The organism is Flavobacterium sp. PMTSA4, assembly GCF_032098525.1.
GTDB lineage: Bacteria > Bacteroidota > Bacteroidia > Flavobacteriales > Flavobacteriaceae > Flavobacterium > Flavobacterium capsici.
Map to the genome: position 1 here is coordinate 1,515,399 of NZ_CP134890.1, position 24,146 is coordinate 1,539,544.

Below are 24,146 nucleotides of genomic sequence, written 5' to 3' on the forward strand. Positions count from 1 at the left end.
TCTTTTGATTTTTTATTCATTAAGAAAAAGCGTATCGCTATAATTTACAAATATAAGAAGGTAAATTAAAATTCCTAGATTAAATCTGTAATTACACTTGTAAAATCGTTGAATTACAATAATCTTAATGATTATATAACATAATCGATAATAACATAAAAAAACCTCTCCATTACTGAAGAGGCTTTACTTTTTTAAATACTATTTTATTTAAGCTTGTCCTGCAGGACCAAAATTCAGAGGAATGTTTGGTTGCTCAGAATCTTTAATTTCTCCATTAGCCATTTCAAACCTATGAATATTTTCTCCTAATGCTTTCAATAACCTTTTAGCATGTTGTGGAGTTAAAATTATTCTTGATTTTACTTTTGCTTTTGGCATACCTGGCATGACTTTTACAAAATCCATAACAAATTCAGATGGAGAATGATTGATTATTGCAAGATTAGAATAAATTCCATCTGCTGTAGCTTCATCAAGCTCAATATTAATTTGTCCTTGTTGTTGATTTTCTTCTGCCATGCTATTAGTATATATATTCTTCTTTTCTAGACATAATTTCGTTAAAGTCTTCTTTAGAACCTACAATTGTATGGTCGTATTCTCTCATACCTGTTCCAGCAGGAATTCTATGACCTACAATTACATTTTCTTTCAATCCTTCTAACGTATCTACTTTTCCAGCAACCGCAGCTTCATTCAATACTTTAGTAGTTTCCTGGAACGATGCCGCAGAAATAAATGACTTAGTTTGAAGAGAAGCTCTTGTAATACCTTGAAGAACTGGAGTTGCTGTAGCTGTAATAACATCACGTGCAACAACCAAGTTTTTATCGTTACGTTTTAAAAGTGAATTTTCATCTCTCAACTCACGTGGAGAAACAATTTGTCCTGCTTTTAAGACTTCAGAATCACCAGCATCTTCAACAACTTTCATTCCGTAAAGTTTATCATTTTCTAAAATGAAATCACTTGTGTGGATTAGTTGCTCTTCTAAGAATAAAGTATCTCCTGGATCTTCAACTCTTACTTTACGCATCATCTGACGAATAACGACTTCAAAGTGTTTATCGTTGATTTTTACACCTTGTAAACGATATACTTCTTGAATTTCATTTACTAAGTATTGTTGAACAGCACTTGGTCCTTGAATTCTTAAAATATCTTCTGGAGTTATCGCACCATCAGACAATGGCATACCAGCTTTTATAAAGTCGTTTTCCTGAACTAAAATTTGGTTAGATAATTTTACTAAGTATTTCTTAACTTCTCCAAATTTAGATTCAATTATAATCTCACGATTTCCTCTCTTAATTTTTCCAAAAGAAACAACACCATCAATTTCAGTAACAACAGCTGGATTTGAAGGATTACGAGCTTCTAACAACTCTGTAATTCTTGGTAAACCTCCAGTAATATCACCTGCTTTTGAAGAACGACGAGGAATTTTCACAAGAATTTTTCCTGCTTTAATTTTCTCTCCATCTTCAACCATTAAGTGTGCTCCAACTGGTAAATTGTAAGTTCTCATTAATTCTCCATCTTTACCATAAATATGTAAAGTTGGTATTAATTTTTTATTTCTACCTTCAGAAATTACTTTTTCTTGGAAACCAGTTTGCTCATCAATTTCAACAATATAAGATTGACCTTGTTCTAAATCTTCGTAACCAATTTTTCCTGTAAATTCAGAAATAATTACACCATTATATGGATCCCATTTACAAATAGTTGTTCCTTTTTCAACAATATCACCATCTTTAACGAAGATGCTAGAACCATAAGGAATATTATGAGTGTTTAGAACGATTCCAGTTTTTGTATCAACTAATTTCAATTCTGTTGAACGTGAAATTACAATATCAACAGAATTTCCTTCACTATCTTCACCTTTTACAGTTTTTAAATCTTCAATTTCAAGTCTACCTGCAAAACGAGTTACAATACTTGATTCTTCAGAGATATTACCTGCTGTACCTCCAACGTGGAATGTACGAAGCGTTAACTGTGTTCCTGGTTCACCAATAGATTGAGCAGCAATAACACCAACTGCTTCACCTTTTTGTGTCATTTTTCCAGTTGCTAAGTTTCTACCGTAACATTTAGCACAAATACCTTTTTTAGCTTCACATGTTAAAGGTGAACGAACATCAACTTTTTCAAGTGGTGATTCTTCGATAGCCTTAACAATAGCTTCTGTAATTTGTACACCTGCATGAACTAAAACTTCATTATTTAATGGATTAATAACATCTTGTAATGCTACACGTCCAAGAATTCTTTCTCCTAAAGTTTCAACGATTTCTTCGTTTTTCTTTAATGCAGAAACTTCAATTCCTCTTAATGTACCACAATCAACTGAGTTTACAATAACATCTTGAGAAACATCATGTAATCTTCTTGTTAAGTATCCAGCATCAGCTGTTTTTAACGCAGTATCTGCAAGTCCTTTACGTGCACCGTGAGTTGAAATAAAGTATTCTAAAATCGAAAGACCTTCTTTAAAGTTAGAAAGAATTGGGTTTTCAATAATTTCACCACCACCAGCAGTTGATTTTTTAGGTTTAGCCATCAAACCACGCATACCGGTTAACTGACGAATTTGCTCTTTTGATCCACGAGCTCCAGAATCAAGCATCATGTATACAGAGTTAAATCCTTGTTGATCTTCTCTAATATTTTTCATTGCTAATTCAGTCAGCATTGCATTGGTAGATGTCCAAACATCAATAACCTGATTGTAACGCTCATTGTTGGTAATTAATCCCATGTTATAGTTCATGGTAATTCCATCAACTTGCTCACGTGCATCAGCAATCAATTCATCTTTTCTTTGAGGAATAATGATATCACCTAATGAGAATGATAATCCACCTTTGAAGGCAAATTTATATCCCATATCTTTCATGTTATCAAGGAAAGCTGCAGTTGTGGGCACATCAGTTACCGACAAAATTTTTCCAATAATATCACGAAGTGATTTTTTAGTTAAAACCTCATTAATATATCCAGCAGCTTCAGGTACAACTTCATTAAACAATACTCTACCTGCAGTTGTTTGGATTAATTTATAAACTAGTTCACCATTTTCATTAAAATCTTTTGCTCTAATTTTAACACGAGCATTCAATTCTAATTTACCTTCATTTAAAGCAATATTTACTTCTTCAGCAGAATAGAAAGTTAATCCTTCACCTAAAATTTTATGCTCAGGAGTTGACAATCTCTCTTTTGTCATATAATATAAACCAAGAACCATGTCCTGAGAAGGAACTGTAATTGGCGCACCATTTGCTGGATTCAAGATATTATGAGAAGCCAACATTAACAATTGAGCTTCAAGAATAGCTTCTGGTCCAAGTGGTAAGTGAACTGCCATCTGGTCACCATCAAAATCCGCGTTGAATGCAGTACATACTAATGGGTGCAATTGAATTGCTTTTCCTTCAATCAACTTAGGCTGGAATGCTTGAATTCCAAGTCTGTGTAAAGTAGGAGCACGGTTCAGTAATACTGGATGTCCTTTGATTACATTTTCAAGAATATCCCAAACTACTGGCTCTTTTTTATCAATTATTTTCTTAGCCGACTTAACTGTTTTAACTATTCCTCTTTCGATTAACTTACGAATAACAAATGGTTTGTACAATTCAGCAGCCATATCCTTTGGCAAACCACATTCAAACAATTTCATTTCTGGTCCAACAACAATTACTGAACGAGCAGAATAATCCACGCGTTTTCCTAATAAGTTTTGACGGAAACGACCTTGTTTACCTTTTAAGGAATCAGAAAGTGATTTCAATGGTCTGTTTGATTCTGTTTTAACCGCAGAAGCTTTACGCGTGTTATCGAACAATGAATCTACTGATTCCTGTAACATACGTTTTTCGTTTCTCAAGATTACTTCCGGAGCTTTGATTTCCATCAATCTTTTCAAACGGTTGTTACGGATGATTACACGACGGTATAAATCATTTAAGTCAGACGTAGCAAAACGACCTCCATCTAGTGGAACTAACGGACGTAATTCTGGTGGGATAACTGGAATTACTTTTAAAATCATCCATTCTGGACGGTTTTCTCTGTTTAAGTTTGCTTCACGGAAAGATTCAACAACTTGTAATCTTTTTAATGCTTCTGTTTTTCTTTGTTTAGATGTTTCGTTGTTAGCACTGTGACGTAATTCATATGACAATGCATCTAAATCTGTACGTGCTAATAAATCCATAATACATTCGGCACCCATTTTGGCAATGAATTTATTTGGATCATTATCATCTAAATATTGATTTTCCATTGGAAGTGTATCTAAAATATTTAGATATTCTTCTTCAGTCAAAAAGTCTAATCTTTCTAATGATTCACCTTCAGGTGTTTTTGCAATACCTGCTTGAATTACTACATATCTTTCGTAGTAAATAATCATATCTAATTTCTTAGAAGGTAATCCTAAGATATAACCAATTTTGTTAGGTAACGAACGGAAGTACCAAATGTGAGCAATTGGAACAACAAGATTGATGTGTCCAACTCTATCTCTACGCACTTTCTTTTCGGTTACTTCAACACCACAACGGTCACAAACGATACCTTTGTAGCGAATTCTTTTGTATTTTCCACAAGCACATTCAAAATCTTTAACTGGACCAAATATTCTTTCGCAGAAAAGACCATCACGTTCTGGCTTATGAGTTCTATAATTGATTGTTTCTGGCTTTAAAACTTCACCTCTTGATTCAGCCAAGATTGATTCTGGAGAAGCTAAACCTATCGAAATTCTGTCAAATCTTTTGATAGTATTCTTATCTTTATTTCTATTCATCATAGTCGTAAACTTTTAAAGTTTTTTTTAAGTGTTCAGATTCAGTATCCGACTTTTAATCGGATACCGTTTCCTGATTACTATTTTTTATTCTTCTAATCTGATGTCTAATCCAAGACCTTTTAATTCATGCATCAATACATTGAATGATTCAGGTAATCCTGGTTCTGGCATAGTTTCACCTTTAACGATAGCTTCGTAAGTTTTAGCTCTACCAATAACGTCATCCGATTTAACAGTCAAAATTTCTCTAAGCGTACTTGATGCTCCATAAGCCTCAAGTGCCCAAACCTCCATTTCTCCAAAACGCTGACCTCCAAATTGAGCTTTACCACCCAATGGTTGTTGTGTAATAAGAGAATATGGACCAATAGAACGTGCGTGCATTTTATCATCAACCATGTGTCCTAATTTCAACATATAGATAACACCTACAGTTGCTGGTTGGTGGAAACGTTCTCCTGTACCACCATCATAAAGGTAAGTGTGTCCAAATCTTGGAATTCCTGCTTCGTCAGTTAGTTCATTAATTTGGTCTAAAGTTGCGCCATCAAAAATTGGTGTTGCAAATTTTCTACCTAAATTTTGACCTGCCCAACCTAAAACAGTTTCATAAATCTGTCCGATGTTCATACGAGAAGGTACACCAAGTGGATTTAAAACGATATCAACTGGAGTTCCGTCTTCTAAGAACGGCATATCTTCATGACGAACAATACGAGCAACAATACCTTTGTTACCGTGGCGCCCTGCCATTTTATCACCCACTTTTAATTTACGTTTCTTAGCGATATAAACTTTAGCTAATTTTAAAATTCCAGCTGGTAATTCATCTCCAACAGTAATAGTGAATTTCTCTCTTCTTAATGCACCTTGTAAATCATTTAATTTGATTTTATAGTTGTGAATTAAGTCGTTTACTAATCTATTAGTTTCATCATCAGAAACCCATTGCCCTTTTGTTAAGTGAGCAAAGTCTTCGACAGCATGTAACATTTTTTGAGTGAATTTTTTACCTTTTGGTAATACTTCTTCACCTAAATCGTTCATTACACCTTGAGATGTTTTTCCATTAACAATGTTGAATAATTTATCAACTAATTTGTCTTTTAATTCAACAAATTTAGTTTCATATTCCATTTCTAAAGCAGACAAATCGTCTTTATCTTTAGTGCGTTTCTTTTTATCTTTTACAGCTCTAGCAAATAATTTTTTGTCTAAAACTACACCATGTAATGATGGAGAAGCTTTCAATGAAGCATCCTTAACATCACCAGCTTTGTCACCAAAGATTGCACGTAATAATTTTTCTTCTGGAGTTGGATCTGATTCTCCTTTTGGAGTAATTTTCCCAATTAGAATATCGCCAGGTTTAACTTCAGCTCCAATTCTAATCATTCCATTTTCATCTAAATCTTTTGTAGCTTCTTCAGAAACATTAGGAATATCATTAGTTAACTCTTCGTTACCTAATTTTGTATCTCTAACTTCTAATGAATAATCATCTACGTGGATAGAAGTGAAAATATCATCACGAACTACTTTTTCAGAAATTACAATCGCATCCTCAAAGTTGTAACCTTTCCATGGCATGAAAGCTACTTTCAAGTTTCTACCAATAGCTAATTCACCATTTTGAGTTGCATATCCTTCACAAAGTACTTGACCTTTAGTAACTCTATCACCTTTTCTAACAATTGGCTTCAAGTTAATAGATGTACTTTGGTTAGTTTTTCTGAATTTTATTAACTGATATGTTTTTTCATCCGTGTCAAAACTTACCATTCTTTCTTCTTCAGTTCTATCGTATTTGATAGTAATCATGTTAGCATCAACATACTCAACAACACCATTTCCTTCAGCATTAATTAATACTCTAGAGTCAGAAGCAACTTGTCTTTCTAATCCAGTTCCAACAATTGGAGCTTCTGGACGCAATAAAGGTACTGCTTGACGCATCATGTTTGATCCCATCAACGCACGGTTCGCATCATCATGTTCTAAGAAAGGAATTAAGGATGCAGAGATAGAAGCAATTTGATTAGGAGCAACATCAGTGTAATGGATTTCAGACGGATCAACTACTGGGAAATCACCTTCTTCACGAGCAATAACTTTATCAGCAGTAATTTTTCCTTTAGAATCCATTTCAATGTTTGCTTGAGCAATCATTTTTCCTTCTTCTTCCTCAGCGCTTAAGTAAATTGGTTCAGAAGTTAAGTCAACTGTTCCGTTTTTAACTTCTCTATAAGGAGTTTCAATGAATCCCATTCCATTCACTTTTGCGTAAACACCAAGTGACGAAATAAGTCCAATGTTTGGTCCTTCAGGAGTTTCAATTGGACATAAACGTCCATAATGTGTATAGTGAACGTCACGTACCTCGAATCCAGCTCTTTCTCTAGATAAACCTCCAGGTCCAAGTGCCGATAAACGACGTTTGTGTGTAATCTCAGCTAATGGATTGGTTTGATCCATAAATTGAGATAGCTGATTTGTTCCAAAGAAAGAGTTAATAACCGATGACAATGTTTTAGCATTAATCAAATCGATTGGTGTAAACACCTCGTTATCTCTAACGTTCATTCTTTCTCTAATAGTTCTAGCCATACGGGCTAAACCTACACCGAATTGTTGTGACAATTGTTCTCCAACTGTTCTAACACGACGGTTTGATAAGTGATCGATATCATCAATCTCAGCTTTAGAGTTGATTAATTCGATTAAATATTTTACAATTGTAATGATATCTTCTTTAGTTAAAACTTGTTTTTCCATTGGAATATCCAAGTTTAACTTTTTATTCATTCTGTAACGACCAACTTCACCTAAGTTATAACGTTGATCCGAGAAGAATAATTTATCAATAATACCACGTGCTGTTTCTTCATCTGGCGGTTCAGCATTACGCAATTGTCTGTATATATGTTCAACAGCTTCTTTTTCAGAATTTGTTGGATCTTTTTGCAAAGTATTGTGGATAATAGCATAATCTGCTTGATTATTATCTTCTTTGTGTAATAAAATTGATTTTACATTAGAATCAATAATTTCTTCAACATTATCTTTATCGATAATAGTATCACGATCTAATATAATTTCATTACGCTCAATAGAAACTACTTCGCCTGTATCTTCATCCACGAAATCTTCGTGCCATGTGTTCAATACACGTGCAGCTAATTTTCTACCGATATATTTTTTAAGACCTGTTTTTGAAACCTTAATTTCTTCTGCAAGGTCAAATATTTCAAGAATATCTTTATCTCTTTCAAAACCAATAGCACGGAAAAGTGTTGTTACTGGTAATTTTTTCTTTCTATCGATATAAGCATACATCACGTTATTAATATCGGTAGCAAATTCTATCCAAGAACCTTTAAAAGGAATTACTCTGGCAGAATATAATTTTGTTCCATTTGCATGGAACGACTGTCCAAAGAAAACACCAGGCGAACGGTGTAATTGAGATACTACAACTCTTTCGGCACCATTTATTACAAATGTTCCACTTGGAGTCATATAAGGTATCGTTCCTAAATAAACATCTTGAACTATAGTTTCAAAATCCTCGTGTTCTGGATCTGTACAATATAGTTTCAATCTTGCTTTTAAAGGCACACTATAAGTTAAACCTCTATCGATACATTCTTCAATTGTATATCTAGGTGGATCTACAAAATAATCAAGAAATTCTAAAACGAATTGGTTTCTTGTATCAGTTATTGGGAAGTTTTCCATGAAGGTGTTGTATAAACCTTCGTTGCCTCTTTCGTCAGATTTCGTTTCCAATTGGAAGAAATCTTTAAATGACTTAACCTGAACATCTAGAAAATCTGGATATTGAGGAATATTTTTTGTAGAGGCAAAATTCAATCTTTCGGTCTGATTTGTTATCATCAATGGACAAAATTTTGATTTAAAAAAAGTAATTTTTTGTGTATAAGAACACTGTTTAATCTATACTTTCCTTTTTTTATAACCAATACATCTTTAAAAATAAACCAGGAAATTTGTCTATTTTTTTCTTCGTACTGATTAAAAGCATTTTCATTTTTTAAATTATCATATTATTAAAACTTGATAATTACATTATACGAAAAATGGTTTAGGTCTTTGAGTGCTTACTCAAGACCTAAACCTAGCTTTAAAACTGGTGTTTTGTTATTTCAACTCAACAACAGCTCCAGCTTCTTCTAAAGATTTCTTCAAACCTTCAGCTTCTGCTTTAGAAACTCCTTCTTTGATGTTTGCTGGAGCACCATCAACGATGTCTTTAGCTTCTTTTAAGCCAAGACCTGTTAATTCTTTAACAGCTTTTACAACTGCTAATTTAGAAGCACCAGCTTCTTTTAATACAACTGTAAATTCTGTTTGCTCTTCAGCACCAGCACCAGCATCACCACCACCAGCAGCAACTACTACAGCTGCAGCAGCAGGCTCGATACCATACTCATCTTTTAATATTGTAGCTAAATCATTAACTTCTTTTACTGTTAAGTTAACTAATTGTTCTGCGAATTGTTTTAAATCTGCCATTTTTTCTATCGTTTAAAATGTTCTTTAATTATTATTTTTTAGTCTGCTCTATTTATTCTTCAGATTTACCTTCAGCATTATTCAACAAGGCAGAAAGCACTCGTTTTGCTGGAGATTGAAGTAATCCAATGATTTCTCCAATTACTTCTTCTTTAGATTTAAGAGATGCTAAACTGTCTAACAAGTTGTCACCAATATAGATTTCATTGTTAATGAAAGCACCTTTTAAAATAGGTTTCTCTGATTTTTTACGGAAATCTTTAATAACTTTTGCTGGTGCATTAGCAATTTCAGCAATTAATATTGAAGAGTTTCCTTTTAAAATTGTTGGTAAATCACCATAATCATTTGAAGAAGCTTCCATAGCTTTTTCAAGTAAAGTATTTTTAACAACTTCTAATTTAATTCCTGCTTTGAAACAAGCTCTTCTTAAATTTGAAGTAGTTTCAGCATTTAACCCAGAAGTATCAGCAATGTAAACAACATTTGCTTCAGCCAACTTTGCAGTTAAATCTTCTATCGCGATTGATTTTTCTTCTCTAGTCATAATAAAACTTTTTAACTACCAATTAGACTGCTTTAGGATCTAAAGCAATAGCAGGACTCATAGTACTTGATAAGTAAATAGACTTAATGTAAGTACCTTTAGCTGCAGTTGGTTTTAATTTAATTAATGTTTGAATAATTTCATGAGCGTTATCAACAATTTTGTCTGCATCAAAAGAAATTCTTCCAATTCCTGCATGAACAATACCTGTTTTATCCACTTTAAAATCTATTTTACCAGCTTTTACTTCAGCAACTGCTTTACCAATTTCCATAGTTACAGTTCCAGTTTTAGGGTTTGGCATTAAACCTCTAGGACCTAAAACACGTCCTAGTGGACCTAATTTACCCATGATAGCAGGCATAGTGATAATTACATCAACATCAGTCCAACCATCTTTAATTTTTTGAAGGTAATCGTCTAATCCTACATAGTCAGCGCCAGCAGCTTTTGCTTCTTCTTCTTTATCTGGAGTAACTAAAGCTAAAACTTTAGTGTCTTTTCCAGTACCATGTGGAAGTGTAACTACACCTCTTACCATTTGATTTGCTTTTCTTGGATCTACTCCTAAACGAACAGCAATGTCAACTGATTCATCAAATTTTGCAGAAGCAACTACTTTCAATAAAGATGAAGCATCTTTTAATGAATATAATTTGTTTCTTTCAATTTTTGAAGCAGCTTCTTTTTGTTTTTTTGTCAATTTTGCCATTTCTTACCTTATTTTAGAGGAGAATCTCCAGTTACAGTTATACCCATAGATCTAGCTGTTCCAGCAATCATGCTCATAGCTGATTCTATTGTAAATGCATTTAAATCAACCATCTTGTCTTCAGCGATAGCCTTAATTTGATCCCAAGTTACATTAGCAACTTTTTTTCTATTAGGCTGACCTGAACCAGATTTTAATTTAGCAGCATCCAACAATTGAATAGCAGCAGGTGGAGTTTTTACAACAAAATCGAAAGATTTGTCTTTGTACACAGTAATTTGTACTGGTAACACTTTGCCGGGTTGATCTTGTGTTCTAGCATTAAATTGCTTACAGAACTCCATGATATTAACTCCAGCAGCTCCCAAAGCAGGTCCAACCGGTGGCGACGGGTTCGCAGCACCTCCCTTAACTTGTAGTTTAACTACTTTACTAATTTCTTTAGCCATTTCTTAAAAATTTTACATCTCTCAATTGGAAGCGATTGATGCGGTTTATTATATATGTAACAAAAATTATACTTTTTCTACTTGCATAAAACTTAATTCTAGTGGAGTTTTTCTACCGAAAATCTTAACCATAACCTCAAGTTTACGCTTTTCTTCGTTGATTTTTTCGATAGTTCCATTAAAACCATTAAAAGGACCATCGATGACCTTTATTGTTTCACCAATATTAAATGGTATGTTCTGTGTGTCAGTAGTTATAGACAACTCATCAACCTTACCTAACATTCTATTAACTTCTGAAGTTCTTAAAGGTACTGGATTACCACCTTTGACTTCACCTAAAAACCCAATTACACCTGTAATTGATTTTATGATATGTGGAATTTCTCCCATCAAATTTGCTTCAACCATTACATATCCAGGAAAATAAACTTTCTCTTTAGAAATTTTCTTTCCTTCTCTTACTTGTACAACTTTTTCAGTTGGAACAAGAACCTGAGAAACATAGTCCGACATACCAAGTCTGTTTATCTCGGTCTCGATATAAGCTTTAACCTTATTCTCTTGACCACTAACAGCTCTAACTACGTACCATTTTTTTGTATTAACTTCAGGCATCTTTATTTATGAATTTATCCAATTAAAAAGAGTTGCAATAGATTTAGCAAACATCTCATCAACACCCCATGTAGCAAGAGCAAACACAACTGAAAATACAGCAACAATAATTGTATAACGCTGTACTTCAGACCATGGAGTCCAAGACACATTTGATTTTAATTCCTCAAAAGATTCGTTTATGTAATTTAAAACTTTTCCCATTGTCTTTTATGTATTTTGCACGGGCGGGAGGATTCGAACCACCATCAACGGTTTTGGAGACCGCTATTCTACCCTTGAACTACGCCCGTTTATAAAATCCAGCAGAGCACCAAAAAAGGCTCTCTGCTGGATTATTTATTTATTTTGATATTAGTCTAAAATCTCAGTAACCTGACCAGCACCAACTGTTCTACCACCTTCACGGATAGCAAAACGTAAACCTACGTTTAATGCAATTGGACTTAATAAAGCTACTTCAATAGTTAAGTTATCACCTGGCATTACCATTTCAACACCAGCTGGTAAAGAAATAACACCAGTCACGTCAGTTGTACGTACGTAAAACTGTGGACGATAGTTATTGTGGAATGGTGTGTGACGACCACCTTCTTCTTTTTTCAAGATATAAACCTCAGCTTTAAATTTAGCATGTGGTTTTACTGAACCTGGTTTACAGATAACCATACCTCTTTTGATATCAGCTTTGTCGATACCTCTTAAAAGTAATCCAACATTATCTCCAGCTTCACCTCTATCAAGGATTTTACGGAACATCTCAACTCCAGTAATTGTAGAAGTTAATTTATCTGCACCCATACCAATGATTTCAACAGGATCTCCAGTATTAGCAACTCCAGTTTCGATACGACCTGTAGCAACAGTTCCACGACCTGTAATTGTAAATACGTCCTCAACTGGCATCAAGAATGGTTTAGCGTTGTCACGAACTGGCTCTTCAATCCAGTTATCAACAGCTTCCATTAATTCAATTATTTTTGGTACCCAGTTTGGATCATTATTTAACCCACCCAAAGCAGAACCTTGAACTACAGGACCATTATCTCCATCATACTCATAGAATGACAATAAATCTCTGATTTCCATTTCAACTAATTCCAATAACTCAGCATCATCAACCATATCCACTTTGTTCATGAATACAACTATTCTTGGAATACCTACCTGACGTCCTAAAAGGATGTGCTCACGAGTTTGTGGCATTGGTCCGTCAGTAGCAGCTACTACCAAGATAGCACCGTCCATTTGAGCAGCACCAGTAACCATGTTTTTCACGTAATCCGCGTGACCTGGACAGTCAACGTGTGCGTAGTGACGATTAGCCGTTTCATATTCAACGTGAGATGTATTAATAGTAATACCTCTTTCTTTTTCTTCTGGAGCATTATCAATTTGATCAAATGATTTTGCTTGACAATAACCTGCATCAGACAATACTTTTGTGATTGCAGCAGTTAATGTAGTCTTTCCATGATCTACGTGTCCGATAGTACCTATATTTAAGTGTGGTTTCGAACGATTAAAATTTTCTTTTGCCATTTTACTTAATTTTTAATCTTAGTTTATATATTAGTGTTCAAATTTTACAATTTTGAGCCAATGACGGGAATTGAACCCGTGACCTCTTCCTTACCAAGGAAGCACTCTACCCCTGAGCTACACCGGCTTTTGTGAGTTCAGAAGTTAGAATTCAGAATTCAGAAATCTCTAAATTCATTATTTCTAAATTCTTAGTGGGGAGAGCAGGATTCGAACCTGCGAAGACGTAGTCAGCGGATTTACAGTCCGCCCTCGTTGGCCGCTTGAGTATCTCCCCAAACCATTTTCAATCTATAAAAGAACTGAGCCGATAGAGGGACTCGAACCCACGACCTGCTGATTACAAATCAGCTGCTCTAGCCAGCTGAGCTACACCGGCAAACTCAATAAAAAAAGCCCGCTATTTCTAACGGACTGCAAATGTATGGATTTTATCTTTTAATCAAAACATTTTTTAAAAATATTTTTCTTAAATATGAGCTCTTACTTTTTCTTTGCGTTTAACAAGCAATCTTTCTAATGATTCTGCAGCTAATTCAACAGCTTCTTCAAATGTTTTACATTGTTTTTTTACAATAAAATCATCTCCAGGAACATGAATTTTAAATTCTACAGCTTTGTTTTCTTTCTCACTTATGTTTTCAACCTTTAAAAAAACATCAGACGACACAACATTATCATAATATTTTTCAAGTTTAGTTAATCTTGTCTGGATAAAATCGACCAATTTTCTGTCGATGTTAAAATTTACTGCATGAACATTTACCTTCATAGTATTAGTATTAATTTGTTAAACAATTTTTAAATTATTGAATCGTTCTGGGATGAGCATTTATATAGACTTTCTTGAGTTCTGAAAGACTACTATGAGTATATACTTGTGTTGATGCTAAACTAGAATGACCTAATAATTCTTTTACTGAGTTAATATCTGCTCCGTTATTTAAAAGATGTGTAGCAAAAGTGTGTCTTAAAATATGAGGACTTTTTTTCACCTTCTCAGAGACATTACTAAAGTAATAATTTATTATTCGATAAACAAGTGAATCATTTAATTTAACTCCATTTATTTTTATAAATAAAAAATTATTTTCTTTACCATTTACCACTTCATCTCTTTTCTCGATATATTTTAAAATTTCATCAGAAATATTAGGCAACAAGGGAATTACTCTTTCTTTATTTCTTTTACCTACAACCTTAATCGAATTTGAAAATGTATCAATATTTTGAATTTGTAAATTAATAAGTTCGGCTCTTCTGATTCCAGTTGTGTAAAACAAATCAATCATCAATTTATCTCTAGCTCCTTCAAAATCATCTGAAAAAATAAGATGATTCAAAACCTCATTTAACTCTTTTTCAGAAAAAGGAATTTGAATCTTTTTTGCCGACTTCAAAGCTTTATGTTTGGATAAAGGACTATTGTCAATCTGTTTTGACTTTAATAAAAATTTATAAAATGCTTTAATGGAAGAGATTTTTCTATTTATTGAAGAGTTAGATTTACCATCATCAGATAATGAAACTATCCAAGAACGTATTTGACTGTAATTAACTTCTAGTAAATTATCATCAAGAAATTCATTTCGTATATGATTTTGAAAAAATTCAACATCTTTACAATAGGCCAAAACGGTATGCAAAGAATAGTTTTTTTCTAAATGAAGGTAATCATTAAATTTTTTTAAATAATCAGTCATAAAAAAAACCGTAAGTTATCAAAGTTAGGAAACTTTGATAACTTACGGTTATATATTTTGAGAAATTTAACTACTAACTTTCTAGACTATCTTTCAAGTTTTGAATGTAAGCCGCTTTTTGGATTTCTGCTCTTCTAGCTACTGATGGTTTAGTAAAAGCTTGTCTAGCTCTTAATTGACGTACAGTTCCAGTTTTGTCAAATTTTCTTTTATAGCGCTTTAATGCTCTATCGATATTTTCTCCGTCTTTAATTGGTATAATTAACATAATAAATCACCTCCTCTCGTTAAGGCTGCAAAAGTAACAATTATTTTGAAAAACAAATAATTAAATAAACTTTTATTTAAAAAAATAAATAGCTAATTATTTAACCGCTGGTTTATAGTTTTGTTTGTCAATCAGCATTTTTGACAAAATCTCTCTTAGAATTTCAGAAGTTCCACCACCAATTGGTCCTAAACGACTATCTCTTAATAAACGTGCTAATGGATATTCCTCCATATAACCATATCCGCCCAACATCTGCAAACAACTGTAAATTGTTTCATCAGCTATTTGAGTGGATTTTAATTTTGCCATTGTAGCTTCTTTTACAACATATTCACCTTTATCTAATCTAGATACAGCTGCATAATTAAATAATTTACAATGCTCAACGTCTGTAAAATGATTTACAACAGTATGTCTTAAAGCTTGAAACTTATTAATAGATTTACCAAACGCTTCTCTTTTTGACATATAGTCAATCGTATATTCCAAAGCAAATTCTGCTCTCGCATGAGCATTAATTGCCATAATTAATCTTTCCAAAGCAAAGTGTTGCATAATGTAAGGAAAACCTTTTCCTTCTTCACCCATTAGGTTTTCTTCTGGGATTTCAACATTATCAAAAGCAATTTCGGCTGTATCTGAAGCTCGCCAACCCAATTTATCTAATTTTGTTGCTGAAATTCCATTAAGATTTGTATCAAAAACAAACATGCTAATTCCTTTATTTCCAAGTTCGGGATTAGTTTTTGCGGCAACTACATAATAATCTGCATAAACTCCATTTGTGATAAATGTTTTGGAACCATTTATTATATATTTATTTCCTTTTTTAACAGCAGTTGTTCGCATTCCGGCAACATCGCTTCCACCGAATGGTTCAGTAATACAAAGCGCTCCAATTTTTTTTCCAGAAATACTTGGTGCAAGATATTCTTGTTTAATTCGTTCATCGCCTTCTGCATTCAAATGAGTCATTGCTAAATAAGAATGAGCCCACATTGCAGCAGCAAAACCACCAGATTTTATTTTTTGAAGTTCTTCCAAGAAAATAACCGTATAAAATAAATCCAAATTCATTCCACCATAAGCCTCAGGATATGCAATGCCGAAGAAACCCATTTCGCCAAATTTTTCCCAAATGAAACGTTCAATAGTTCCTGTTTTTTCCCATTTTTCAATATGAGGAACAACTTCTTTATTCAAAAAATCTCGTAAACTTTCTCTAAACAATTCGTGCTCTTCTGTAAAGTATGTAGAATTCATATATATAAGACTGATTTTTGTGTTCTTTTTTTAGAATTCCAAATATAAGGCAATAATTTTTAATTTATCCGCAGGAAATCCTTTAATTTTTGTTAAATCTTCAATTTTAATATCTCCATTCATACTTCGGTATTTAACAATATCATGAGCGAGTTGATATCTAAAGAATGGGAATTGCGAAAGCTCTTTGACTGATGCAGTATTAATATTTATTCTTTTCGCATTTGTAGTTGATTTGATTTCGAAAGAAGCATTTAATTTTTCAATAACTTCAGGTTGTAAACCCCAAATTTCTTGCATTTGCTCCATTGATAAGAAAGCACCATATTTTTCTTTTTCATTCAATATTCTATCGGATATTTTATCCCCAATTCCGTAGATTTTCATTAAATCTTCCTTTGAAGCCGTATTTATATCTAAAACTACTATCTTTTCTTTCTTAGAAAAATCTTTTTTCTCGTAAGGTTGATATATTGATTTTTTGTTTTTTACCCAATCAGGAAATTTAAAATAAGGAGAAATGGCATTTAACAATGAATCCGAAACTTTCGTTACTGCTTGAAATTCTTCAGCTGAATTAACATAGTTGTTTTCTTTTCGAAAAGCTAACAATCTATCTATTTCTTCAACTTTCATTCCTAATTTATATCCTTTGAAATCGGTTATAAAATTTGGATTAAAGGGATAAATCTTTGGTTGGTAATTTGTATATGCAACTTTCAAACTATCTACAGAACTTTGATTTGATAACCAATTTTCTTTTTCCTTTTCATCAATTACTGGAGTTTCAAAATGATAAAAGAAATAAACCAATTGAAGCGAAATGATTATCGCAAAAAACAACAAAATACCAATCCGTTGACTTTTGGTATAACTTAAAAAAGACTTTCCTATCGAAGTATTATTTTCCATTTTTTACAAATCGAAAACAGAAGTTCGTTTTCCTCTAATTAAATCTTTCAACTTAATCCAAAAAGCTAATGTTAAATAAACTCCAAACCAAAGTCCAGCGGTTACAAAAGTGATGTAGATAAAAAATAATCGAACATTAGATGCTCGCATACCTAATTTATCGGCCAAACGTGATGAAACATGAAATCCATGTTTTTCAAAAAAATATTTCAATTTTATTACTGGCGACATTATCGATTGTTTTTATGAGTTAAAATTAGGATTTTAATAATTGAATTCCAACGTTGCATTGCAAACATTTGCTCAAATTACAATATTCATTCTTTAATTGTAATAATGATTGTGAGTCAAAAGCATTAATTGCATCTAAACCAAATTGGTTAAACTTTTGGATAATTACATTTTTCTCTGGCTTAATTTCTCTAATCAATTCTAAAATAGTTTCTGAGCTTTCCTTTCCTAAACTTTTTGCATAAGCAAACTGAATTGGAACTATGGTATTTATAACAATCAAATCAATAAACGATTTTGATAATTTTTTCTTCTTTTTGACACTTTCGTTATCCAACTGATAATGCGTTAACCAATAACTAGAAGTTTCAACCTCAAAAAGTGAATAGAAATCCTTTAGTTTATTGATTGAAATTACTCTCGAAAATAAATTACTTTCTTGATGATACAACATTGCTAGTTGTGCTAAACGAATTGTCGGGAAATTATCAGGTCTGTGCTTAAAAAATTGAACGGGTGATAAAATTGTTTTTTGCAATTGATATTTGTGTGAAATATAATCATAGTTACTTTTCAAATCTTTTGTATAGTTGTCTTCAGCGTCAAGTGGAATTAAATCAGTTCTACCCAAAAACAATGCTTCAAGATTTTCTACTTCAAATCCTTCTTTTCTGATTACTGAAAACGGAACAGATTGAGCCATTTTCAAAAATGTTTCACCATTAGTGTTTAAACCGAAGTTTTTGGACAACAAACAGAATAAAACGGCTTCCCAATCATTATCCGTTTCTTCTAAAAGTTTTTGTATCGGAATTGATTTTCGTTCTAATCTTTCAAAAAATAATCTTTCTTTCCAACTTTGAAAAATAAAATCATCGACCTGTTTAATTTGATTTTCGCAATAAATCCATGATTTTTTAGAAACCAATGATTGATAATTTTCTAAAACTTCTTTTGAAACATAATGTTTTAATTCTAAAGTTGGAATTTCTGAATTATCTTTTCTAAAAATTGGCGTATCATGTTCCCAAACCACATGTAAAACTACATTATTATAATTATCATCTTTTTCATGTTGATGCAAATACCAATCGGAAGATTTTATATGAATTTCAATATTTCCTGCCCATTTTTGATTTTCAATAGTAATTTGAGCATTAAAAAAATCTGGTCCTGATTTCTGAAAATAATTTCCAACATTACTAATCGAAAGTGATTCTCCATTAACCGTTTTTAGGTTAGAAAAATCAAACTTCTTATATTGCCACACATAATGGAGGAAATCTTCTTTCACCGGAATTAATTTTAACACTAAAGTAGGAATTTACTTTTACACTTGAACAATTATTATGAAAAAAATTATAATTCTACTATTTTTTATTGTAGTCAAATCATTTTCTCAAAATTACAAAGTGATTTATTCTAAAAGTTCAAACGGAAAAACTATTGAAAATCAAGATAATATTTGGGTTTTAACTAATTCAAATCAAACGTTAATCTCATCAGAAAAAATGATGAATGAAAAGGCAGATTTCCCTTTTGAACAAAATATAGTTGAAAGAAATTCAAATGATTATTTTCAAATTGCAACGTTAAGCAAATCCAAAAGCATCCAAACTAAAGACAGTTTATCATTAGCTAAACAAAATTTTGAATTTTTAAACGAAACCAAAAAAATACTTGGATACAATTGTAAAAAAGCAAAAACGATAATCAATTCTAATACAATAGAACTTTGGTATACTGAGGATTTAAAAGTAAAAGGCGCACCAACTATTTTAGGGCAAAATCTAGGTTTGGTTTTAGAAATGAATCGCAATGGAAATTATGCAATCACAGTAACAAAAATTGAGAAAATAAAATCGTTTCCAGTAATCAATTTTGATAAATCTAAAAATTTGGACCTATTATCCTACCGTGATTTGTTATGGAAAAGTCGATTTACAACGGTTGAAATCTTTAAAGAACAAATAATTAATTTTTCGGATGCATCAAAATCAAATGATAGCGTTTTCAGGTTTGCCAATGGAACAATTGCAGTGCGCAAAATAAAATTTCCTGAAATAAAAGTTGGCAGTCAAATTTTTGCTGACTTAACCGAACAATCTAATGGCGATGCATATGATAGAACGGGTTCTTTTTTTATTATTCCTACTAATAAACAAAATTCATTTTTAGAAGGTTTAGAAAATGGAAAATCATTATTACCAATTTACACCAATGGAAACGGAAAAGAATATCAAGGCGTAGTTGCTACTGAAAATTATAATCCAGTTGTAGAACTAATGCAATTTTTTACTCCATTTGGAGTGAAACAATACAACACCATTCAGTTGAAAGACAAAACATGGCAAGAAAATGTTTTTTATCGTCAAGACGTTTCCGATTTAAGAAGTTTGTTGAATAATCAAGAAGTATATGTTGGTGTTTTTATTGGAAATTATGACAAAGGCGGACACAAAGTTTCTGCAAACTTTACCATTCATCAGGAAGAAGATAGCAACCAAAAAGAAAAACAAATTGTTCCTCTTTTTTGCACTAATAACATTATGGAAATGGCTGGTCAAGAATATGGAACAATGTTTAATTCGGAAAAAGGCTTGGTGGTTAATTTCAATTTAGACAAAGCTTTAAAAAATTGTAAACTTCGATATATTTCAACCGGTCATGGTGGTTGGGAAAATGGAGATGAATTTGTGCCGAAGAAAAATTCGATTTATTTAGACGAAAAAGAAACTTTTAGTTTCACACCTTGGCGACAAGATTGTGGTTCATACAGATTATCAAATCCTGCATCAGGAAATTTTTCAAATGGACTTTCATCATCAGATTACAGTCGTTCTAATTGGTGTCCAGGAACTGTAACCAATCCGATTTATATTGATTTAGGAGATTTGGATGCTGGAAATCATTCCATTCAAATTAAAATTCCACAAGGTTTGCCTGAAGGAAATAGTTTTAGCGCTTGGAATGTTTCAGGAGTTTTGATTGGAGAATAAAGAAAGCCTCAAATTGAGGCTTTCTTTTTTATTTTATTGAACTAATCACATCGTGTTTTGTTATGATATGATGTTTTCCGTTTTCTAATTCCACTAAAACCGCTTGATTATCTTTATTGATGAGTTTTGAAATTTCTTCAATTGGAGTATTTGCTTTTACTATTGGATATGGTTTTCCCATAATTTCTCTAATTGGCTTTTCGGCAATGTTTTTATTTTCAACATAACTTCTAAACAAATCGGTTTCATCAATGCTTCCCACAAAACCATTTGTATCAATAACTGGAATTTGAGAAATATTATATTTTTTCAAACGTTCAATGGCGTGTGAAACTAATTCCTCTGTGCGAACAATCACTAACGGTTTGTCTTTATGTTCTTTTATTAAATCTTCTGCTTTTGTAATTTCTTCGTCTAAAAATCCTCTTTCACGCATCCAATCATCGTTAAACATTTTTCCAACATAACGACTTCCGCTATCGTGAAATAAAACCACAACTACATCTTCAGGCTTGAAATGTTCTTTTAACTGATGCAATCCTTTAATGCACGAACCAGCAGAATTACCCACAAAAATTCCTTCTTCCAAAGCAATTTTGCGAGTATAAACTGCTGCATCTTTATCGGTAACTTTTGTGAAACCATCAATTAATGAAAAGTCAACATTTTTTGGAAGAATATCTTCTCCAATTCCTTCGGTAATGTATGAGTAAATTTCATTTTCGTCAAAAATTCCAGTTTCGTGATATTTTTTGAAAACAGAACCATAGGTATCAATTCCCCAAATTTTAATATTTGGATTTTTCTCTTTCAAATATTTTGCAACACCAGAAATTGTTCCGCCAGTTCCAACACCAACAACAAAATGAGTCACTTTCCCGTCAGTTTGTTCCCAAATTTCTGGACCAGTTTGTTCATAATGAGCCGTTGCATTACTTGGATTATCATATTGGTTAACATACCAAGAGTTTGGAATTTCGGTACTCAATCTTTTAGAAACTGAGTAATACGAACGCGGATCGGTTGGTTCTACATCGGTTGGACAAACAACAACCTTTGCACCAACAGCCCGAAGAATATCCATTTTTTCTTTGGATTGTTTGTCAGTTATTACAAATATACATTTGTATCCTTTAACAATTGCTGCCAAAGCTAAACCCATTCCTGTATTCCCCGAAGTTCCTTCTATGATTGTTCCTCCAGGTTTTAATCTTCCGTCAGCTTCAGCGTCTTCAACCATTTTTAAAGCCATTCTGTCTTTTACTGAGTTTCCTGGATTGAATGTTTCAACTTTGGCTAGAACTAAAGCGTCAATTCCTTCTACAACTTTGTTTAGTTTTACTAAAGGCGTATTTCCAATAGTTCCTAATATATTTTCTGCGTATTTCATTCTTTTTGTTGTGGTTACTTTTATTTGTGCAAATGTATTGATAATATAGATGTTTACAAAAATTCAAATGGATTATCATTTAACCCTGATGGAAGCGGTTGCCATGCAAAAGCGAACAGCAGGAATTACCAATTTAGATAGTTCCAAATGTTTTGTTTCTAATGTTTAGCTTACACTATTGGAAAAAATTCCAAATTAACCCGAAACGAATCGTGAAATCGCGATAAGGATAATTTGGCGCTGTCAAAAAGTTATTTCCTGTCATTTTTGAGTTAAAATGTTCTGCCTTCAAGAAAATTCTAGTTTGACGAATTCTCGCGTTGATGAAAAAATCAATCATTGGAAAATTTCCAACTTTCAAATCGTTTTGCACAAACGCTTCAGCTATTACAGGATTGTAATCGTTTATATAATATTTTGAGAAATAGTTAACGGTAAAGCCCGTTTGAAGAAAAAGTGCTTTTTTGAAAAAATAGTCCGTGAAGTACAAAGAATTTCTTGTTACAATTTGCGGCACATTTAAAACGTCATCTTCTTGGTCAACTTGTTGGTATAAAATTGTATTATCAAGTGCTAATTTCCACCATTTGAACTCGCGACTTGCCTTTATGGAAAGATAATTAATAGTTTTGTCGTATTGTTTTGGAGTAATTAATTGTTGTTGCCCATCAGTGCTGTCATTACTGAAAAACAAATGATCGTTTAGAGATGAAACTTCCAACGAAGCTGTAATCCATTGTGTTTTTGCAGTTGCTCCAAAACTGTTTATCTTTTCATTGTCAAAATTATTTGACCAATTGTAATTAATAAAATCGCTTTGATATAAATTAAAACTAGCATCAGGAATTTTACTCATTAATTGATAATTAAAAGTAAATTCATTTTTGTCATTTAGTTTATAATTCAATTTTGCATCAATATTTGACATTGGTTGCTTTGAAATTGAATTTGAAACTGTAAAAACTCCGTTCCATTTATTTTTACGGTATTCATATTGACCTCCAATTGTATTAATTTCTTGAGAAATTTTGCTTGGAATTACTCCGCTTTCTAGAATCAATACTCTATCATAATAGTAATTATATCTGAAGTCTTCTGCAAAAAATTGAAACTTTCCTAAAGTTTTATTTTCATATATTGCGCCAACTTTGTTATACATTCTATTGAAACGAGTTTGGTCTTTTAAACCGCTTGTAACATAAGCATCACCAAATCTTTTTACAGAAGTATTCCCAACAGTTGAAGCAATTGTTGGTTGTTTATATTCAAAAAATTTAGTTTCATAATTGAATTGATGAGTCGCATAAAGATTATTTTCTGAATCTTTAGAATTTATACGAAAAGAATGGTCAATAAAATATCTTTTCCCTTTTAAAAACGATTCAGCATCACGAAGATATACTTCAAGACGTTCGCGATTATCAAAGTCAGGATTTTCGCTTGTAAAATCAATAACATTTGTTAATCCGCCGTTTTCTCCATTCAATAAATCTTGACCCGTGAAATGAAAATTCAAGTAATATCTTTTATTCAATGTATTATAACTTGAAGTAAATCTGAAATTACCAGCGCTAGTCAATTGATTAATATATCGACCTAACGAACGAAGACCTTTAAATGCAACAGAAAAATTAAATCTTTCAGATGTGTTTACAGTAATTAATGCATCCAAAGATTGTCCTTGCTGCATAGTTGTCTTGAAATACAATTCGGTTATTGGAGTTGCAACAGAGTAATAATTAATATCATTAACACCTAAATAATTAAAATGTTTTCCAGAAAAACCAATTTCGGGGAAACTACTTTTCTTTTTTAATCCATAATCAAGGATTGCATAAGTTTGCCCTTCATTAGCAAAAGGCAATAATCCAAAAATATCTTTTCTTAGATAATTCCATTTATAGTCTTTTTGAATGGTTAATGAAGTGTCTACGTAGGTTGTGTCTTTTTGAATTGAAATTATTCGATACTTATCAATCGAAGCTTTATCAGATGAACTTTGATTAGATTTTGTAACGCTTGTAGAACTCTTTTTTTCTTCATTTGAATATTCTCTTTTATTTTCTAAAATCTTCTTTTTGCCTTGAGCAAAGTTTATGCTAAAGCTTACAAGTAAAAAAAAAGTAAAAAGTAATTTTTTCATTC

The 24,146-nt window shown here is 32.3% G+C and carries 20 protein-coding genes and 4 tRNA genes; 1 reads left to right on the forward strand and 23 read right to left on the reverse strand.

What is annotated here, in order from left to right; genetic code table 11:
- Positions 1-210: 210 nt before the first annotated feature.
- The 21 genes from RN605_RS06975 to RN605_RS07075 form a co-directional block, all read right to left on the reverse strand.
- On the reverse strand, positions 211-522 hold the full coding sequence (locus tag RN605_RS06975; RefSeq protein ID WP_313323569.1) for a DUF3467 domain-containing protein: 312 nt from the start codon (positions 520-522) through the stop codon (positions 211-213).
- 4 nt (positions 523-526) lie between these two features.
- Entirely contained in the window at positions 527-4,828 is a 4,302-nt protein-coding gene (gene rpoC, locus RN605_RS06980) for a DNA-directed RNA polymerase subunit beta' (RefSeq protein WP_313323570.1), read from the reverse strand.
- Positions 4,829-4,912: 84 nt separating this feature from the next.
- Positions 4,913-8,725, reverse strand: a complete 3,813-nt coding sequence (rpoB, locus tag RN605_RS06985; protein WP_313323572.1) for a DNA-directed RNA polymerase subunit beta — start codon at positions 8,723-8,725, stop codon at positions 4,913-4,915.
- A gap of 264 nt (positions 8,726-8,989) precedes the next feature.
- Entirely contained in the window at positions 8,990-9,364 is a 375-nt protein-coding gene (rplL, locus tag RN605_RS06990) for a 50S ribosomal protein L7/L12 (protein WP_313323574.1), read from the reverse strand.
- Positions 9,365-9,416: 52 nt separating this feature from the next.
- Positions 9,417-9,911 (reverse strand): 50S ribosomal protein L10, encoded by a 495-nt coding sequence (gene rplJ, locus RN605_RS06995; RefSeq protein ID WP_313323576.1) that lies wholly within the window; start codon positions 9,909-9,911, stop codon positions 9,417-9,419.
- Positions 9,912-9,933: 22 nt separating this feature from the next.
- On the reverse strand, positions 9,934-10,623 hold the full coding sequence (gene rplA / locus RN605_RS07000; RefSeq protein WP_313323578.1) for a 50S ribosomal protein L1: 690 nt from the start codon (positions 10,621-10,623) through the stop codon (positions 9,934-9,936).
- Between the two features lie 8 nt (positions 10,624-10,631).
- Positions 10,632-11,072: a 50S ribosomal protein L11 gene (gene rplK, locus RN605_RS07005; RefSeq protein ID WP_313323580.1), complete on the reverse strand. Its 441-nt coding sequence runs from the start codon at positions 11,070-11,072 to the stop codon at positions 10,632-10,634.
- Positions 11,073-11,138: 66 nt separating this feature from the next.
- Positions 11,139-11,690 carry a transcription termination/antitermination protein NusG gene (gene nusG / locus RN605_RS07010; protein WP_313323582.1) on the reverse strand — a complete coding sequence of 184 codons (552 nt, stop codon included), beginning with the start codon at positions 11,688-11,690 and terminating at the stop codon, positions 11,139-11,141.
- Between the two features lie 6 nt (positions 11,691-11,696).
- On the reverse strand, positions 11,697-11,894 hold the full coding sequence (gene secE / locus RN605_RS07015; protein ID WP_313323584.1) for a preprotein translocase subunit SecE: 198 nt from the start codon (positions 11,892-11,894) through the stop codon (positions 11,697-11,699).
- Positions 11,895-11,912: 18 nt separating this feature from the next.
- A tRNA-Trp gene (locus RN605_RS07020) sits at positions 11,913-11,983 on the reverse strand.
- A gap of 61 nt (positions 11,984-12,044) precedes the next feature.
- Positions 12,045-13,232: an elongation factor Tu gene (gene tuf, locus RN605_RS07025; protein WP_313323585.1), complete on the reverse strand. Its 1,188-nt coding sequence runs from the start codon at positions 13,230-13,232 to the stop codon at positions 12,045-12,047.
- Between the two features lie 55 nt (positions 13,233-13,287).
- Positions 13,288-13,359 (reverse strand) — tRNA-Thr (locus tag RN605_RS07030).
- Positions 13,360-13,427: 68 nt separating this feature from the next.
- Positions 13,428-13,509 (reverse strand) — tRNA-Tyr (locus tag RN605_RS07035).
- A gap of 28 nt (positions 13,510-13,537) precedes the next feature.
- A tRNA-Thr gene (locus tag RN605_RS07040) sits at positions 13,538-13,611 on the reverse strand.
- Between the two features lie 90 nt (positions 13,612-13,701).
- Entirely contained in the window at positions 13,702-14,004 is a 303-nt protein-coding gene (hpf, locus tag RN605_RS07045) for a ribosome hibernation-promoting factor, HPF/YfiA family (protein WP_313323587.1), read from the reverse strand.
- A 34-nt stretch (positions 14,005-14,038) separates the two neighbouring features.
- Positions 14,039-14,935, reverse strand: coding sequence for a tyrosine-type recombinase/integrase (locus RN605_RS07050; protein ID WP_313323589.1), 897 nt, complete (start codon positions 14,933-14,935; stop codon positions 14,039-14,041).
- Positions 14,936-15,008: 73 nt separating this feature from the next.
- Complete coding sequence (gene rpsU, locus RN605_RS07055) at positions 15,009-15,203, reverse strand: 30S ribosomal protein S21 (protein ID WP_313323591.1); 195 nt, start codon at positions 15,201-15,203, stop codon at positions 15,009-15,011.
- Positions 15,204-15,299: 96 nt separating this feature from the next.
- On the reverse strand, positions 15,300-16,469 hold the full coding sequence (locus tag RN605_RS07060) for an acyl-CoA dehydrogenase family protein (RefSeq protein ID WP_313323593.1): 1,170 nt from the start codon (positions 16,467-16,469) through the stop codon (positions 15,300-15,302).
- A 30-nt stretch (positions 16,470-16,499) separates the two neighbouring features.
- Positions 16,500-17,381, reverse strand: coding sequence for a ComEA family DNA-binding protein (locus RN605_RS07065; protein WP_313323595.1), 882 nt, complete (start codon positions 17,379-17,381; stop codon positions 16,500-16,502).
- A 3-nt stretch (positions 17,382-17,384) separates the two neighbouring features.
- Complete coding sequence (locus RN605_RS07070; RefSeq protein WP_313323597.1) at positions 17,385-17,612, reverse strand: PspC domain-containing protein; 228 nt, start codon at positions 17,610-17,612, stop codon at positions 17,385-17,387.
- A 25-nt stretch (positions 17,613-17,637) separates the two neighbouring features.
- Positions 17,638-18,906: a DUF2851 family protein gene (locus RN605_RS07075; protein ID WP_313325803.1), complete on the reverse strand. Its 1,269-nt coding sequence runs from the start codon at positions 18,904-18,906 to the stop codon at positions 17,638-17,640.
- 55 nt (positions 18,907-18,961) lie between these two features.
- On the opposite strand from RN605_RS07075, the gene RN605_RS07080 reads away from it, so the two are divergent.
- On the forward strand, positions 18,962-20,611 hold the full coding sequence (locus RN605_RS07080; RefSeq protein WP_313323599.1) for a GLPGLI family protein: 1,650 nt from the start codon (positions 18,962-18,964) through the stop codon (positions 20,609-20,611).
- 28 nt (positions 20,612-20,639) lie between these two features.
- Here the strand turns inward: RN605_RS07080 and RN605_RS07085 are convergent, their stop codons facing one another.
- Complete coding sequence (locus RN605_RS07085; protein ID WP_313323601.1) at positions 20,640-22,001, reverse strand: pyridoxal-phosphate dependent enzyme; 1,362 nt, start codon at positions 21,999-22,001, stop codon at positions 20,640-20,642.
- 175 nt (positions 22,002-22,176) lie between these two features.
- Positions 22,177-24,144 (reverse strand): putative porin, encoded by a 1,968-nt coding sequence (locus RN605_RS07090; RefSeq protein ID WP_313323602.1) that lies wholly within the window; start codon positions 24,142-24,144, stop codon positions 22,177-22,179.
- Positions 24,145-24,146 lie beyond the last annotated feature (2 nt).

What these genes read in the sequence shown, in the direction of transcription:
- RN605_RS06975 (WP_313323569.1), bottom strand. Translation starts at nt 522, where the DNA reads ATGGCAGAAGAAAATCAACAACAAGGACAAATTAATATTGAGCTTGAT.
- rpoC (WP_313323570.1), bottom strand. Translation starts at nt 4,828, where the DNA reads ATGATGAATAGAAATAAAGATAAGAATACTATCAAAAGATTTGACAGA.
- rpoB (WP_313323572.1), bottom strand. Translation starts at nt 8,725, where the DNA reads ATGATAACAAATCAGACCGAAAGATTGAATTTTGCCTCTACAAAAAAT.
- rplL (WP_313323574.1), bottom strand. Translation starts at nt 9,364, where the DNA reads ATGGCAGATTTAAAACAATTCGCAGAACAATTAGTTAACTTAACAGTA.
- rplJ (WP_313323576.1), bottom strand. Translation starts at nt 9,911, where the DNA reads ATGACTAGAGAAGAAAAATCAATCGCGATAGAAGATTTAACTGCAAAG.
- rplA (WP_313323578.1), bottom strand. Translation starts at nt 10,623, where the DNA reads ATGGCAAAATTGACAAAAAAACAAAAAGAAGCTGCTTCAAAAATTGAA.
- rplK (WP_313323580.1), bottom strand. Translation starts at nt 11,072, where the DNA reads ATGGCTAAAGAAATTAGTAAAGTAGTTAAACTACAAGTTAAGGGAGGT.
- nusG (WP_313323582.1), bottom strand. Translation starts at nt 11,690, where the DNA reads ATGCCTGAAGTTAATACAAAAAAATGGTACGTAGTTAGAGCTGTTAGT.
- secE (WP_313323584.1), bottom strand. Translation starts at nt 11,894, where the DNA reads ATGGGAAAAGTTTTAAATTACATAAACGAATCTTTTGAGGAATTAAAA.
- tuf (WP_313323585.1), bottom strand. Translation starts at nt 13,232, where the DNA reads ATGGCAAAAGAAAATTTTAATCGTTCGAAACCACACTTAAATATAGGT.
- hpf (WP_313323587.1), bottom strand. Translation starts at nt 14,004, where the DNA reads ATGAAGGTAAATGTTCATGCAGTAAATTTTAACATCGACAGAAAATTG.
- RN605_RS07050 (WP_313323589.1), bottom strand. Translation starts at nt 14,935, where the DNA reads ATGACTGATTATTTAAAAAAATTTAATGATTACCTTCATTTAGAAAAA.
- rpsU (WP_313323591.1), bottom strand. Translation starts at nt 15,203, where the DNA reads ATGTTAATTATACCAATTAAAGACGGAGAAAATATCGATAGAGCATTA.
- RN605_RS07060 (WP_313323593.1), bottom strand. Translation starts at nt 16,469, where the DNA reads ATGAATTCTACATACTTTACAGAAGAGCACGAATTGTTTAGAGAAAGT.
- RN605_RS07065 (WP_313323595.1), bottom strand. Translation starts at nt 17,381, where the DNA reads ATGGAAAATAATACTTCGATAGGAAAGTCTTTTTTAAGTTATACCAAA.
- RN605_RS07070 (WP_313323597.1), bottom strand. Translation starts at nt 17,612, where the DNA reads ATGTCGCCAGTAATAAAATTGAAATATTTTTTTGAAAAACATGGATTT.
- RN605_RS07080 (WP_313323599.1), top strand. Translation starts at nt 18,962, where the DNA reads ATGAAAAAAATTATAATTCTACTATTTTTTATTGTAGTCAAATCATTT.
- RN605_RS07085 (WP_313323601.1), bottom strand. Translation starts at nt 22,001, where the DNA reads ATGAAATACGCAGAAAATATATTAGGAACTATTGGAAATACGCCTTTA.
- RN605_RS07090 (WP_313323602.1), bottom strand. Translation starts at nt 24,144, where the DNA reads ATGAAAAAATTACTTTTTACTTTTTTTTTACTTGTAAGCTTTAGCATA.